The sequence below is a fragment of the Gordonia sp. ABSL11-1 genome (genome assembly GCF_030315685.1).
Lineage (GTDB): Bacteria > Actinomycetota > Actinomycetes > Mycobacteriales > Mycobacteriaceae > Gordonia.
In genome coordinates this window covers 133177-147236 of sequence record NZ_JASXSI010000016.1, presented here as the reverse complement: position 1 = coordinate 147236, position 14060 = coordinate 133177, and the positions used below count along the sequence as shown (strand labels likewise).

Here is a 14060-nt window from a genome sequence, read left to right as displayed (position 1 = left end):
AGGTGGCCACCCTGGTCAACGCACGCACTTTCGAATACGACAGGCGCCCCTGGGCGAAGGCCTGCCGAATGTCGGGCACCTCGGTCAGAGCATGGGCCACCCGCAGGCTCCTGCGCGGTGCGCAGCGACAACCCCGCCCGCCACGACAACCAGTGCGCGCACGACAGAATGCCTTCACCACTCCAGGCGTGGCGGTCGTCGAACTCGGAAGACACAGCAGCAGTCACGACAGCCCCCCAGCAGGTCGAATACAACTACCCGAACACTATCGACGACCACCGACACAAAACGTTCCGCGGAACGCGAAGGCCGGCGGGCCGGGTCGGGCGCCCCGCGCCACGACCGACGACGGCGCGTCGCACTTCTCGTCGGTAGCATCCGAACATGCCCATCACGCTCGAGAACGTCGGTATCGCGGTCCGTGACCTCGACGAGGCGATCGCGTTCTTCACCGACCTCGGTCTGACGGTCCTCGGACGTGACACCGTCAGCGGTGACTGGACCGACACCGCCGTGGGCCTCGACGGCAACCACGCGAAGATCGCCATGCTCCAGACCCCGGACGGTGGGGGACGACTCGAACTCTTCGAGTACATCCATCCGGCGGCGATCGAGTCGGAGCCGATGCGCCCCAACGTGATCGGTATGCACCGGGTGGCCTTCAAGGTCGACGACATCGACGCGGCGCTCGAGATCGCGGCACGGCACGGCTGTCATCCGCTTCGTGGGGTGGCGACCTACGAGGACGCGTACAAGCTCACCTATGTCCGCGGGCCCAGCGGCATCCTCGTGATGCTCGCCCAGGAACTGACGAAGGGCGAGCCTGCGAGCTCGTGACCCGCCGCAGGTTGCGAACGGGTGTGTACGATGCCGCATCAGGTATTCACTATGAACAATGGGGAGGGCGTTCGCAGTGGTGAAAGTGGAACGTGTGGAGATCATCGACGACGTCGACGGGAAGGTCATCGATCCCGACGACCTCAATCGTGTCGAGATCGAGGTCAAGTTGCCCGGTCGAAAGGCGACCCGATATCGCCTTGATCTGCGCAGCACCAATGTCGCGCGCCTCGAGAAGGATCTGGCCAGGTACATCCGTAACGCCGATCAGATCAAAGCGGGTGGGGCAGCCGGGGCCGGCACCGTCACCGCTTCGAACTCCGCGAAGCAGGCACACAACCGTGCCGTCCGGGAGTGGGCGCGGGAGAACGGGTACGACGTATCGTCGCGCGGGCGTCTGCCGGTCGATGTCATCGAAGCGTTCGAGAACGCGCACTGAGTCGACAACGCACGACGCCCCGCCCGGGAGGTGGGCGGGGAGTCGTGCGGGGGTGCTCGGATTCAGTTGTGCTCACCTGTTCGTACGAAGGTGACCTCCTTTCGACGGTGGACTCTCGGTCACCACTGATCGAAGCCGACGTTGACGTTCGGGTAGCGGCTGCTGATCGTGTTGTTCATCCAGTACTGCTGCGAGTGCGGGCCCCAGATCCCGCTCATCGCCGTGTTGACGTTGCCCTTCATGTTCTCGATCTCGTAGTTGGCGGTCGGACCGAAGGCGCCGATCGTGTACTGGGCATTGGCGGTCAGGTAGTTCGAGAACGGTGCGACGGCGGTGATCGTCTCGCTGGCACCGGGATAGAGGACGCGCTGCGGCGCGTTGACCCACTGTCCGGACTGTCCCGCCGTCGAGCCGACGAGGTACTCGGGCTTGTCGGTGTGGTTGGTGATCGTCATCGCGATGGTCGGCTCGCCGGGCCGGGTGACCGGCAGGGTGCCGGCATTGGCGACGCCGGTCCCGATCAGCCCGATCCCGATGACGGCGGCGACTCCGGCGGTCGCGGCGGCAATGCGGCGGGTGGTGGTGTTCATGAGCGGGTCTCCTCGAGTGGGGGCCGGGGCGCTGGTCGTTCCGGCGACACCCATGACTCTGCTCGGGTCAGGGCGGTTCCGGATTCCGCCGACCGGCCGATCCGCTGGTTGACCACGATGTCCACCGATCGGTGGACATCGTGGAGGTGACTGGGCATCAGCGCGCGAGATCGACCCGCACAACGATCCGCGCCGAAGTACGTGAAGGAGCGTCATGACCGAGACACCGATGGACACGATCACCGTCGACGCCCCGGCGGGTACGATCGTCGGCCGACGCGATGGCGACGTCATCCGGGCGACCGGCATCCGATACGCCCGGTCCGCGCGCTTCGAGGTGCCCGTCGCCCAACCGCCGGCGTCGGAGATCATCGACGCGACCGTGTGGTCGCCGGCGGCACCGCAGAACGTCTCCGACGACCTGCTGCGGGGCAGGTTCGGGGAGGCCGCGTTCGGCGACCTGCGTGAGGACGAGGACTGCCAGCGCCTGTCGGTGACGCTGCCCGCCGACCACAGGCCCGACGAGATTCTCCCGGTGATGGTGTGGATTCATGGCGGCTCGTACGTCCTGGGCGCCGCCGATGCGCCGTGCCACGATCCCGCTCGCCTGGTCGTCGAGCAGCGGGTCATCGTCGTCGGGATCACCTACCGGTTGGGTCTGCTCGGGTTCGTCGGGGACGGCATCGGGCGACCCGCGAATCTGGGCCTTCTGGACATGATCGAGGCCCTGCGGTGGGTCGCGCGCAACATCAGCGCGTTCGGCGGTGACCCGGATGGTGTCACCGTGTTCGGGGAGTCGGCGGGCGCGGACGCCGCCGCCCATCTGATGATCGCCGACGGCACCTCAGGCCTGTTCCGCCGTGTCATCCTGCAGAGCGCGCCGCTGGGGTTGGCCTCCGGACGGGCGGCGATGTACGACGCCATGGTCGCCGCCACCCGCGACATCGACGCCGACACCCCGATCGACGACGTGCTCCGTGCCCAGCGCCGGCTCGCCCGCGGCGGTGGACTGATTCTCCGCCACGGACTCCGCGCGACGATGGCGTTCGGTACCCAGTACGGTCACGCGCCACTCCCGCGAGAAGAGGACATCGAGGCCGCGTGGGCGCACGCCGCCGCGCGCATCGACGTACTGATCGGATGGAACGAGCGCGAGGCCGCCTTCTTCACCTCCGCCGTCCCCGGCCTCGCCGCACTGCCTCGGGTGCCCGTCGTCGGAAACCGCCTGTACGAGTTCATCAGCGGGCACTTCACGAACGCGGTCTACGCGAACGCCGGCGCCCACTTCCTGCGACGGCACCGCCGCGCGGGTGGACATGCGGCCGGCTACCTCCTCGAATGGGGAGTGCCGGGCCATCCGCTGCGGGCGAGCCACACGGTCGACATCCCGTTGCTCTTCGGCGATCGGCAGACCTGGGGCGAGGCGGCGATCCTGGTGGGGCACAGCTGGTCCGCGGTCGACAAGGCCGGGCGCCGCCTGCGGCAGATCTGGGCCGACGTCGCGCGGAACGGGCTGTCGGCACCCGAGGATGTGCGTGGTCTGATCCGGTTCGACTCAGGACGTTGACGCGTTCGGCAGCGGGACCTCGGCGATCGCCACCGTCCCGCCGGCCGGATGCCGCCGGATGACGAGCGCACCGCCCTGTCCCTCGAGCCGGACACGTCGGGAGGCCAGGCCGATGTGACCGCCGGCGACACGGCTACGCAGGTGATCCTCGTCGACTCCCACACCGTCGTCGATCACGACGACCCGTGCACGCCCCTCGTCGACCTCGGCGGTCAGCTGCACGGTCATCGCCCGGGCGTGTTTGACCACGTTGGTCAGCAACTCCCGCGCCGTGGCGAACAGCGCCGAGTCGACCGTCGTGCGCAGATCGTCGGGCCAGCCGACCGTGTCGACAGAGATCGCGAATGCACCACGCTGCTCGAAGGATTCGGCGAGATCGGTGAGAGCCACGGCGAGTCCCGCCTGTTCCAACACCGCGGGATGGAGCTCTCCCAGGGTCGATCGCAGCAGTCGCGCGGACTCCCGGAGTGCCTCGTCGATGCGGGTGACGACCACCGGATCGGGCGGACCGTCGGCGAGCGAGGCCAGCTCCTGGCGCGCTCCGAGGACGTATTGCAGTGCACCGTCGTGGAGGTGCTCGGCGAGATCGCGGCGTTCGCGCTGCTCGATCTGCATGACCTCGTCGAGCAGCCGACTGCGTTCGGCGGCCAGCGATCCGATGGTCACCACACGCGAACGCTGCAGACGCGACAGCAGTACGGCCCCGAGTGCGAGTGACGCCATCACCAAGGTGCTGAGCACGATGACAGACCACGGCCGCCCGTTGGGAACCCGCGCGATGACGTTGGCCACGAAGTAGACCACCACGGTCGGCGCCACCACCGCAGCGCACACGGCGGGACGCATGCCGATGGCGGCGATCATCGGCACGATCGCGAATCCGACCACCAGAACGTCTGCGGTCCAACTGATCTGATCCGACTGGCTGGCCACCGCGGTGACCGCGACGAGTGCGAGCAGGTCGACGAAGAGGGTGAGCCACGAGAACCGGATGGCGAGCAGGCCACCCCGAGGGGCGACGACGGCGCCGAGCACGCACCACGCGACGTAGACCGCGGCGATCGCGATGCAGATCCCGGCGGAGTAGACCGGCGGTTCCAGCACCACCGACAGGATGACGAACACCGACAGCAACAGCCGCAGGAGAACCTGAATCCTGATGCCCTGCAACGCGTGATCGATCAGAATCGTGTCGATGCGCTGTTCGTCGGCGAGTTCGGCCAGCCCCAGCAGGGGCGCCGGGTTACTCGAGGAGGCCACGACGCATCGCCTCGGCGACCGCGGCCGCACGATCGGAGACACCCAGCTTCTCGTAGAGCCGCTGCGTGTGGGTCTTGACCGTCGACGACCCGATGAACAACTCGGCGGCCAGTTGTGGGATGGAGAGTCCGCGGGCGAATCCGTTGAGCACCTGCCGTTCCCGTTCACTCAGGACCGGGGCGTCGGAGCGTGAGCGCATCCTGATCTCACCGGCGAGACCTGCGGCCAGCTGTGGTGGTACGACGGTCTCGCCCTTGGCGACCCGGGTCACCGCGCCGACGATCTCATCGCGGTCGGCGTCCTTGGACAGATAACCCGATGCGCCCTCTTCCAACGCGCGGAACACGATCGGTCCGTCGGTGACCGCCGACAACACCAACACCTTGGTGGCCAGACCGTCGCGGGCGACTGCGTGGGCCACGTCCACCCCGGTCATGCCCGGCATCTGATAGTCGACCACCGCGACGTCGGGCTGTTCACGACGGATCACGTCCAATCCGGTTGCACCGTCACCGGCTTCGCCGACGACACGCACCCGGCCGCTCTGGGTCAGCCCGCGCGACACCCCGTCACGGAAGAAGGGATGGTCGTCGACCACGACGACGGTCACCAGGGGATCCATCGGCTCAGAATATGCTTCGATGCCCTGTGGGCGGGCGATATCCCAATAGGGTCTCCGTCATGGCGCGGTGGTTCGATCACACGATCGTGGAGACGGGCCGCCTGCCGCTGTTCTTTCTGCTGAACGCCTTCGTGCTGACCTTCCTGTTCATCCGGTTCAGTGTGCGGAGGATCCGCGCCGAGGTCAGTTGGTGGCCGGGCAATGTCACGCCGGGGGCGTGCACGTTCATCACGTCGTCTTCGGCATGATGCTGATGCTGTTGTCCGGATTCGGATTCGTCGCCGTCGACCCGTTCCGCACACCGGTCCTCGACTGCACGCTCGGCGCTCTCCGGCATCGGTTCCGCTCGTCCTCGATGAGTTCGTCCTGACGATCGTCAGGGATGTACGGATCGACGTCCTCATCGCAGTGGGAGATCATGTGCCCAAGGGTTCCCGGTCGTCGAGGTGACCGGTGACGTGGGACGGGTGAACACGGCGCGCGTGCTGCGATACGGCTCGGAGCGGGCCGCCGGGTGGGGCGATGAGAGGGGTGGGCGCACGATAGCACAAGTGCTATTCTCGGTGTCATGGCGACAGTTGGGCTGCGAGAACTTCGGCAGGACGCATCCGGACTCGTGCGTCGTGTGGAGGCGGGCGAGGAGATCACGATCACCGTGTCCGGGCGGCCCAGCGCTCGGTTGGTGCCGGCGTCTCGGGATCCGTGGCGTGAATGGGCGGACGTGCACGAATTGTTCGCCGGTCCGGCGGACCCCGACTGGGTCGCCGACCGCGACGCCGTCGACCATCGGATCGAAGACCCATGGGACCGACATCGGTGAGAGGCATTCTCGACACCAGCGTCGTCGTGGCCGACGACGTCGAGCCGTTGCCCGGTTATCTGGCCCTGAGCTCGATCACGGTGGCTGAGCTCCATTTCGGTGTACTCGTCGCGAGATCTGCGGACGTCCGGGCGGAACGGCTTCGTCGCCTGCTCTTTGTGGAGAAGGCATTCGAGTCGCTCCCGGTGGACGACGCTGTGGCCGCGAGCTACGGCAGAGTGGCGGCAGCCGTCCGTGAGGCCGGCCGTCAACCACGCTCGCGGTCACTGGACCTCTTGATCGCGGCTACCGCGCTCGCGCACGATGCCCGTATCTACACCCGGAACGCGGCCGATTTCGTCGGACTCGAGGGGCTGGTCGAGATCATTCCGGCATGACGTGAACCGTTGGGGCGCGGGTCGGCAGGTTTCGCAGGAACCCGGCGGCCTCGCGCAGGGCGAGGCGGGACTCGTCGGAGAACAACGGGAACATCTGGAACACGTGCCCTTGACCGGGCCATTCCTGTAACCGCACGTGGCCTCCCGCCTCCCGTAGGACACGTTCGACCGCGCGCGCGTCATCGCCCATGACCTCGAGGCCGCCCACCTGGATCAGGGTGGGCGGCAACGACATCCCCGCCGGCAGGTGCACCCTCATCCGGGGATGGCCGGGCTCGGCGTCTCCCGTGTAGAGCTGCAGGATGCGTTGTGCGGAAACGGCATCGATCAGCGGATCGCGGACGCCGCGGAGCTGGCTGGCGACGGCCAGATCGAAGGTGGGGTCGTAGAGCGGGGAGAACATCACGATGCCGCGCGGCTGTGCGATGCCGCGGCGATGATTGTCGGCGAGGAGGTCGAGGGCCATGTGTCCGCCCGCGGAGTCGCCGGCGACGACGATCTGGTCGGCGCGATGGCCCTGATCGAGGAGCCAGTGATATCCGCGGATCGCGTCATCGCCCGCCGTCGGGAACCGGTATTCGGGGCCGAGGCGGTAGTCGAGGCTGAACGCCGACCACCCGGTGCGCCGCGACAGGCGTGCCACCAGCCCTCGGTGCGTCCGCGGTGAACAGATGACGTATCCGCTGCCGTGCAGGTAATACAGGATCGTCTGATCCGTCGACGCGGGCCGGGCGGGGCCGGCGTGGGCGCTCACCCATTCACCACGGACCTGGCCGTCGGCGAGGGACTCACGCACCTGCTCCACCCGGGTGCCCGACGGCACCGGTGACAGCGCCGACAGTGACCTGTTGACGCCCGGTCGCATCGCGCTGATGACACGCGCCGACGGCCCGTTGCGGCCCATCCCGGCGGCCATCACCGGGTGCGACACCCGGGTCAGATAACCGTTGACGGCACGCGACCGGAACGAACCCCGGCCGGCGGGTCTCCAGAGCACCTCGGTATCGGACGTCTGCATGCTGCCGACGCTAGACGATCGACCCCGCGAGGGAGCGTTTACGGCGCGTACGCTGCGGAATCGTCACGATTGTGCTATCCGGATTTCGATACTGGGCACCCCGCGTGAGAAAATGACCCACAATGCTTTCGCGAGAGCAGGGTGGTGCCGGGAAGAGCAGTCGACCCGGGTGCGCCGTCAGCAACGACGCTGGCAGGGACACCGCCACGTGGGCGAGGAGAACCTCCCAGGTCAGCCCAAGGATTCGGGGGGTCACACAGCGCGCCTGCGGGTCGGCGTCCCCCATGGACACACGTGACGTGTCCCCGTGGACGACACGAGGGATACACGAGGGTGAATGCGTGCGCAGCGTCGCGCACAGAGTGAGGCGAACTTATGAAGCATGCTCCAGGCCCCACGGGGCTGTATGACCCGGCCAACGAGCACGACTCCTGCGGTGTCGCATTCGTCGTCGACATGCACGGACGGCGTAGCCGCGACATCGTCGACAAGGCCATCACCGCGCTGGTCAACCTGGAACACCGGGGTGCCGCCGGGGCCGAGCCGAACACCGGCGACGGCGCGGGCATCCTGATCCAGGTGCCGGATCGCTTCCTGCGTGAGACGGTCGACTTCGAGTTGCCCGAGGCGGGTTCCTACGCGACCGGCATCGCCTTCCTGCCGCAGGGCTCGGAGGACGCGCGCGTCGCGACCGAGGGCGTGGAGAAGATCATCGAGGCCGAGGGACTGACCCTCCTCGGCTGGCGCGAGGTGCCCACCAACGAGACGTCGCTCGGTGCGTTGGCCCGCGACGCGATGCCGACCTTCCGGCAGGTGTTCATCTCGGGTGCGTCGGGCATGGACCTCGAGCGCAAGGCGTTCGTCGTGCGCAAGCGAGTGCAGGCCGAGCTCGGCACCAAGGGTGCCGGCGCCGACGGCCCCGGACGCGAGACCGTCTACTTCCCCAGCCTGTCCGGCGAGACCTTCGTCTACAAGGGCATGCTGACCACCCCGCAGCTGCGCGAGTTCTATCTGGACCTGCAGGATTCCCGCGTCGAGAGCGCGCTCGGACTCGTGCACTCACGCTTCTCCACCAACACCTTCCCGTCGTGGCCGCTGGCCCATCCGTTCCGTCGGGTCGCGCACAACGGCGAGATCAACACCGTCACCGGCAACGAGAACTGGATGCGTGCCCGCGAGTCACTGATCGACGCCTCGGCGTTCGGCACCGACTCGGATGTCGCGCAGAAGATCTTCCCGACCTGCACCCTCGGTGCGTCGGACACCGCGCGGTTCGACGAGGTGCTCGAACTGTTGCACCTCGGCGGCCGCAGCCTGCCGCACGCCGTGCTGATGATGATCCCCGAGGCGTGGGAGCGGCATGAGTCGATGAAGCCCGAGCACCGGGCGTTCTACGAGTACCACTCGGCACTCATGGAGCCCTGGGACGGACCGGCGTCGGTGTGCTTCACAGACGGCACCGTCGTCGGCGCGGTCCTCGATCGTAACGGTCTGCGCCCCAGCCGCATCTGGGTCACCAAGGACGGCCTCGTCGTCATGGCGTCGGAGGTCGGCGTCCTCGACATCGATCACTCCGACGTCGTGCAGAAGCTCCGTCTGCAGCCCGGCCGCATGTTCCTCGTCGACACGGCCGCGGGCCGCATCGTCGACGACGAGGAGATCAAGGACGAGCTCGCCGCCGAGCACCCCTACCAGGAATGGCTGGATTCCGGACTCGTGCACATCGACTCGGTCGAGGCGCTGCCGCACGTGCACATGGCCCACGACCGAGTCGCGTTGCGTCAGCAGGTCTTCGGCTACACCACCGAGGAACTCAACCTCCTCGTCGCACCGATGGCCAAGACCGGCGCCGAGGCGATCGGCTCGATGGGCACCGACACCCCGATCGCGGTGCTGTCGGCACGTCCACGCATGCTGTTCGACTACTTCCAGCAGATGTTCGCCCAGGTGACCAACCCGCCGCTGGACGCGATCCGCGAAGAGGTCGTCACCAGCATCGGCGGCACCATCGGTGCCGAGGCAGATCTGCTGCACCCGGGTCCGGAGTCGTGCCGTCAGATCGTGCTCCCGCAGCCGGTCCTCGACAACGACACACTCGCCAAGCTGGTCAACATCGGCGACAACGACGACCTGCCGGACTTCCGCAGCGCCCACATCCACGGGCTCTACGAGGTGTCCGAAGGCGGCGCCGGCCTGCGGCGTGCCCTCGACGAGATCCGCACCAAGGTCAGCAACGCCATCGACGACGGTGTGTCGATCATCGTGCTGTCCGACCGTGAATCCGACGAGAAGCTGGCGCCCATCCCGTCGCTGCTGCTGACCTCGGCGGTCCACCACCACCTGGTGCGTGAGCGCAAGCGCACCCGCGTGGGCCTCATCGTCGAGTCCGGCGACTGCCGCGAGGTTCATCATGTCGCCGCGCTGGTCGGTTTCGGTGCGGCCGCGGTCAACCCGTACATGGCCTTCGAGTCGATCGAGGACATGGTCGAGCGGGGCGCACTGGGCGACATCGACTTCCCGACGGCGCGCAAGAACTACATCAAGGCCGCCGGCAAGGGCGTGCTCAAGGTGATGAGCAAGATGGGCATCTCGACCCTCGCCTCGTACACCGGTGCGCAGCTCTTCCAGGTCATCGGCATCTCGCAGGAGACGGTCGACGAGTTCTTCACCGGACTCAACAGCCAGCTCGACGGCATCGGCCTCGACGAGATCGCCGCCGACGTCGCCCGCCGCCATGCACTGGCGTTCTCCGAGCGGCCCACCGAGCGTGCGCACCGCGAACTCGAGGTCGGCGGCGAATACCAGTGGCGCCGTGAGGGTGAGTACCACCTGTTCAACCCGGACACGGTGTTCAAGCTCCAGCACTCGACCCGGACCGGCCAGTACAAGGTCTTCAAGGAGTACACGAAGCTCGTCGACGACCAGTCGTCGAAGATGGCGTCGCTGCGCGGTCTGTTCGACTTCAACTTCGGTGACCGCGATCCGATCCCGATCGACAAGGTCGAACCGGCGAGTGAGATCGTCAAGCGTTTCTCGACCGGGGCCATGAGTTTCGGTTCGATCTCCGCGGAGGCGCACGAGACGCTCGCGATCGCGATGAACCGGCTCGGGGGCCGCTCGAACTCCGGTGAGGGCGGCGAGGATCCGCGTCGCTTCCATCACGACGAGAACGGCGACTGGCGGCGCAGTGCGATCAAGCAGGTGGCCTCCGGCCGATTCGGCGTGACGTCGCATTACCTGAGCAACTGCACCGACATCCAGATCAAGATGGCCCAGGGTGCGAAACCCGGTGAGGGTGGCCAGCTCCCGCCGCACAAGGTGTACCCGTGGGTCGCCGAGGTGCGCGGCTCGACGCCGGGCGTCGGCCTCATCTCGCCGCCGCCGCATCACGACATCTACTCGATCGAGGATCTCGCACAGCTGATCCACGACCTGAAGAACGCCAACCCGCAGGCACGCGTCCACGTGAAGCTGGTCTCCGAGGTCGGCGTGGGTACCGTCGCGGCGGGCGTGTCGAAGGCACACGCCGACGTGGTGCTCATCTCCGGTCACGACGGTGGCACCGGTGCCACCCCGCTCACCTCGATGAAGCACGCCGGCGCGCCGTGGGAAATCGGCCTGGCCGAGACCCAGCAGACGTTGCTGCTCAACGGTCTTCGGGACCGCATCGTGGTGCAGGTCGACGGTCAGCTGAAGACCGGACGTGACGTCGTGGTCGCGGCGCTGCTCGGTGCCGAGGAGTTCGGCTTCGCGACCGCGCCGCTGGTGGTCTCGGGCTGCATCATGATGCGTGTCTGCCACCTCGACACCTGCCCGGTGGGTGTGGCGACGCAGAACCCGTTGCTGCGCGAGCGGTTCACCGGCAAGCCGGAGTTCGTCGAGAACTTCTTCATGTTCATCGCCGAAGAGGTCCGGGAGCTGTTGGCCCGCCTCGGGTTCCGGACGCTGCAGGAGGCCGTCGGCCACGTAGAGGCGCTCGACACCGCCAAGGCGCTCGCCCACTGGGGTTCGGCCAAGGCGGGCAAGCTCGACCTGTCGTCGGTGTTGTCGACGCCGGAGTCGCCGTTCATGAACCAGGATCTGTACTGCTCGGGCGTCCAGGATCATTCGCTGGACAAGGCACTCGATCAGCAGCTGATCGCGCAGAGCCGCGAAGCGATCGATCACGGGACACGCGTGTCCTTCAGCTCGAAGATCACGAACGTGAACCGGACCGTCGGCACCATGCTGGGCCACGAAGTCACCAAGACCTATGGGGCACAGGGCCTGCCGGACGGCACGATCATGATCGACTTCACCGGTTCGGCGGGCAACAGCTTCGGTGCGTTCGTGCCGAAGGGGATCACGCTGCGACTCGAAGGTGACGCCAACGACTTCGTCGGCAAGGGCCTGTCCGGTGGCCGTCTGGTCGTCCGGCCCGCGCGCAACGCCCCGGAAGGCTTTGTCGCGGAGAACAACATCATCGCCGGCAACGTCATCGGCTTCGGTGCGACCAGCGGCAAGATCTTCCTGCGCGGTGTCGTCGGCGAGCGGTTCTGTGTCCGCAACTCGGGCGTGACCGCCGTCGTCGAAGGTGTGGGAGACCACGGCTGCGAGTACATGACGGGTGGCCGGGTCGTCGTGCTCGGTGACACCGGACGCAACTTCGCCGCCGGCATGTCGGGCGGTATCGCGTTCGTCTACGACCCCGACCGCAAGCTCGCCGACAACCTCAACGACGAGCTCGTCGCGATCGAGGAGCTCGAGGTCGAGGACATCGAGTTCCTCTCCGGCGTGATCGAAGAGCATCGCGCCGAGACGGATTCGCCTGTTGCCGCCGCAGTCCTGGACAACTGGGACGAGGCGCAGGACCAGTTCGCGAAGGTGATGCCGCGCGATTTCAAGCGTGTCCTGCTGGCGATCGAATCCGCCGAACGCGATGGACGAGATGTGAACGAAGCGATCATGGAGGCCGCACGTGGCTGATCCCAGGGGTTTTCTCAAGCACACCGAGCGGGAGCTGCCCGACCGTCGACCGGTCGAACTGCGGCTGCTCGACTGGAAAGAGGTCTACACCGACTTCGACAAGAAGGAACTGAAGACCCAGGCCAGCCGATGCATGGACTGCGGTATCCCGTTTTGCCACAACGGATGCCCGCTCGGCAACCTGATCCCGGAGTGGAACGACCTGGTCTACAAGGACCGGTGGCGCGAGGGCATCGAACGCCTGCACGCCACCAACAACTTCCCGGAGTTCACCGGGCGGCTGTGCCCGGCTCCGTGTGAGTCGTCGTGTGTGCTGGGCATCAACCAGCCGGCTGTCACGATCAAGCAGGTCGAGGTCGAGCTGATCGACAACGCCTTCGACAACGGTTGGGTCACACCGGTCCTGCCGACCGAGAAGACCGGCAAGTCCGTCGCCGTCGTCGGTTCCGGACCGGCCGGTCTCGCCGCCGCACAGCAGCTCACCCGCGCCGGTCACGACGTGACGCTGTTCGAGCGTGCCGACCGTATCGGCGGACTGCTGCGCTACGGCATCCCCGAGTTCAAGATGGAGAAGCGTCACATCGACCGCCGGATGGCGCAGATGGAGGCCGAGGGCACCCGGTTCCGCACCGGCGTGAACGTCGGCGTCGACGTCACCGTCGAGCAGTTGCGCGCCGATTTCGACGCGGTGGTCCTTGCCACCGGTTCGACCATCGGTCGCGATCTGCCCATCCCCGGGCGGGAGCTCGAGGGTATCTACCAGGCGATGGAGTTCCTGCCGCAAGCCAACCGCGTCCAGCTGGGCGACGAGGTCGACGGACAGGTCACCGCCAAGGGCAAGAAGGTCGTCATCATCGGCGGCGGCGACACCGGCGCCGACTGCCTGGGGACCTCGCTACGGCAGGGTGCCGACGTCGTGCACCAGTTCGAGATCATGCCGAAGCCGCCGATCGAGCGCGCCGAGTCGACCCCGTGGCCGACCTATCCGCTCATGTATCGCGTGTCGTCGGCGCACGAAGAGGGCGGCGAACGCGTCTACTCGGTCAACACCGAGCAGTTCGTCGGCGAGAACGGCAGGGTCACCGCGCTCAATGCCCACGAAGTGGTCATGCGCGAGGGCCGGTTCGAGAAGGTCGAGGGTAGCGACTTCGAGCTGGAGTGCGATCTCGTCCTCCTCGCGATGGGCTTCGTCGGACCCGAGCGCGCGGACTTCCTCGACAAGCTCGGCGTCGAGTACGACCAGCGCGGCAACATCAAGCGCGACGACAACTTCGCCGCCGTCGGCCAGGAGGGTGTCTTCGTCGCAGGTGACGCCGGTCGTGGGCAGTCGCTCATCGTGTGGGCCATCGCCGAGGGCCGTTCGGCGGCAGCCGCGGCCGACGCCTACCTCGCGGGTGCCTCGGATCTCCCCGCGCCGATCTACCCGACACAGGTCGCCCAGCGCTGACCCGCGCCGTCGGACACACCAGCACGCAACTCCCGGGGCCTGTCGGTTCACCGGGAGTTGCGTGCTTTGTCGGCGTACGACGACCATGATGGAGAGCGGTGGAGGAAGACGCGGGCAA

At 67.2% G+C, this 14060-nt stretch carries 11 protein-coding genes and 2 pseudogenes; 8 read left to right on the top strand and 5 right to left on the bottom strand.

Features of this window, described 5'->3' with window-relative positions:
* A pseudogene (locus tag QSJ19_RS18085) lies at nucleotides 1–209 on the bottom strand (DUF222 domain-containing protein); the annotation flags it as partial.
* 175 nt (nucleotides 210–384) lie between these two features.
* Here QSJ19_RS18085 and QSJ19_RS18080 point away from each other — a divergent pair.
* On the top strand, nucleotides 385–837 hold the full coding sequence (locus QSJ19_RS18080; RefSeq protein WP_286322356.1) for a VOC family protein: 453 nt from the start codon (nucleotides 385–387) through the stop codon (nucleotides 835–837).
* A gap of 58 nt (nucleotides 838–895) precedes the next feature.
* Nucleotides 896–1276 carry an Lsr2 dimerization domain-containing protein gene (locus QSJ19_RS18075; protein ID WP_286322355.1) on the top strand — a complete coding sequence of 127 codons (381 nt, stop codon included), beginning with the start codon at nucleotides 896–898 and terminating at the stop codon, nucleotides 1274–1276.
* A gap of 119 nt (nucleotides 1277–1395) precedes the next feature.
* On the opposite strand, the gene QSJ19_RS18070 is transcribed toward QSJ19_RS18075, so the two are convergent.
* On the bottom strand, nucleotides 1396–1866 hold the full coding sequence (locus QSJ19_RS18070; RefSeq protein WP_286322354.1) for a hypothetical protein: 471 nt from the start codon (nucleotides 1864–1866) through the stop codon (nucleotides 1396–1398).
* Between the two features lie 214 nt (nucleotides 1867–2080).
* Between QSJ19_RS18070 and QSJ19_RS18065 the strand changes: the two genes are divergently transcribed.
* Nucleotides 2081–3433 (top strand): carboxylesterase family protein, encoded by a 1353-nt coding sequence (locus QSJ19_RS18065; protein ID WP_286322352.1) that lies wholly within the window; start codon nucleotides 2081–2083, stop codon nucleotides 3431–3433.
* On the opposite strand, the gene QSJ19_RS18060 is transcribed toward QSJ19_RS18065, so the two are convergent.
* Together QSJ19_RS18060 and QSJ19_RS18055 are read right to left on the bottom strand one after the other, a co-directional pair.
* Complete coding sequence (locus QSJ19_RS18060; protein WP_286322351.1) at nucleotides 3422–4693, bottom strand: sensor histidine kinase; 1272 nt, start codon at nucleotides 4691–4693, stop codon at nucleotides 3422–3424. The genes QSJ19_RS18065 and QSJ19_RS18060 overlap by 12 nt on opposite strands.
* The gene (locus tag QSJ19_RS18055) at nucleotides 4677–5315 is read right to left on the bottom strand and encodes a response regulator (RefSeq protein WP_286322350.1); all 639 of its coding nucleotides are present in this window, start codon (nucleotides 5313–5315) and stop codon (nucleotides 4677–4679) included. The genes QSJ19_RS18060 and QSJ19_RS18055 overlap by 17 nt, the downstream gene beginning before the upstream one ends.
* A gap of 59 nt (nucleotides 5316–5374) precedes the next feature.
* Here QSJ19_RS18055 and QSJ19_RS18050 point away from each other — a divergent pair.
* From QSJ19_RS18050 to QSJ19_RS18040, 3 genes and pseudogenes are all read left to right on the top strand, one after another.
* Nucleotides 5375–5702 (top strand): annotated as a pseudogene (locus QSJ19_RS18050) (DUF2254 domain-containing protein); the annotation flags it as partial.
* Nucleotides 5703–5883: 181 nt separating this feature from the next.
* Nucleotides 5884–6135, top strand: coding sequence for a type II toxin-antitoxin system Phd/YefM family antitoxin (locus tag QSJ19_RS18045; protein ID WP_286322349.1), 252 nt, complete (start codon nucleotides 5884–5886; stop codon nucleotides 6133–6135).
* Nucleotides 6132–6512, top strand: coding sequence for a type II toxin-antitoxin system VapC family toxin (locus tag QSJ19_RS18040; protein WP_286322348.1), 381 nt, complete (start codon nucleotides 6132–6134; stop codon nucleotides 6510–6512). The genes QSJ19_RS18045 and QSJ19_RS18040 overlap by 4 nt, the downstream gene beginning before the upstream one ends.
* Here QSJ19_RS18040 and QSJ19_RS18035 read toward each other — a convergent pair.
* A complete protein-coding gene (locus QSJ19_RS18035) occupies nucleotides 6499–7530 on the bottom strand; it encodes an alpha/beta hydrolase (RefSeq protein ID WP_286322347.1) in 1032 nt (343 codons plus the stop codon). The genes QSJ19_RS18040 and QSJ19_RS18035 overlap by 14 nt on opposite strands.
* A gap of 375 nt (nucleotides 7531–7905) precedes the next feature.
* On the opposite strand from QSJ19_RS18035, the gene gltB reads away from it, so the two are divergent.
* Nucleotides 7906–12495: a glutamate synthase large subunit gene (gene gltB, locus QSJ19_RS18030; RefSeq protein WP_286322346.1), complete on the top strand. Its 4590-nt coding sequence runs from the start codon at nucleotides 7906–7908 to the stop codon at nucleotides 12493–12495.
* Nucleotides 12488–13942: a glutamate synthase subunit beta gene (locus QSJ19_RS18025; protein ID WP_286322345.1), complete on the top strand. Its 1455-nt coding sequence runs from the start codon at nucleotides 12488–12490 to the stop codon at nucleotides 13940–13942. The genes gltB and QSJ19_RS18025 overlap by 8 nt, the downstream gene beginning before the upstream one ends.
* The last annotated feature ends 118 nt before the right edge of the window (nucleotides 13943–14060 follow it).

Bases quoted from the DNA above. Each gene is read 5' to 3' on its own strand.
- QSJ19_RS18080 (WP_286322356.1), top strand. From the start codon at position 385: ATGCCCATCACGCTCGAGAACGTCGGTATCGCGGTCCGTGACCTCGAC.
- QSJ19_RS18075 (WP_286322355.1), top strand. From the start codon at position 896: ATGGGGAGGGCGTTCGCAGTGGTGAAAGTGGAACGTGTGGAGATCATC.
- QSJ19_RS18070 (WP_286322354.1), bottom strand. From the start codon at position 1,866: ATGAACACCACCACCCGCCGCATTGCCGCCGCGACCGCCGGAGTCGCC.
- QSJ19_RS18065 (WP_286322352.1), top strand. From the start codon at position 2,081: ATGACCGAGACACCGATGGACACGATCACCGTCGACGCCCCGGCGGGT.
- QSJ19_RS18055 (WP_286322350.1), bottom strand. From the start codon at position 5,315: ATGGATCCCCTGGTGACCGTCGTCGTGGTCGACGACCATCCCTTCTTC.
- QSJ19_RS18045 (WP_286322349.1), top strand. From the start codon at position 5,884: ATGGCGACAGTTGGGCTGCGAGAACTTCGGCAGGACGCATCCGGACTC.
- QSJ19_RS18035 (WP_286322347.1), bottom strand. From the start codon at position 7,530: ATGCAGACGTCCGATACCGAGGTGCTCTGGAGACCCGCCGGCCGGGGT.
- gltB (WP_286322346.1), top strand. From the start codon at position 7,906: ATGAAGCATGCTCCAGGCCCCACGGGGCTGTATGACCCGGCCAACGAG.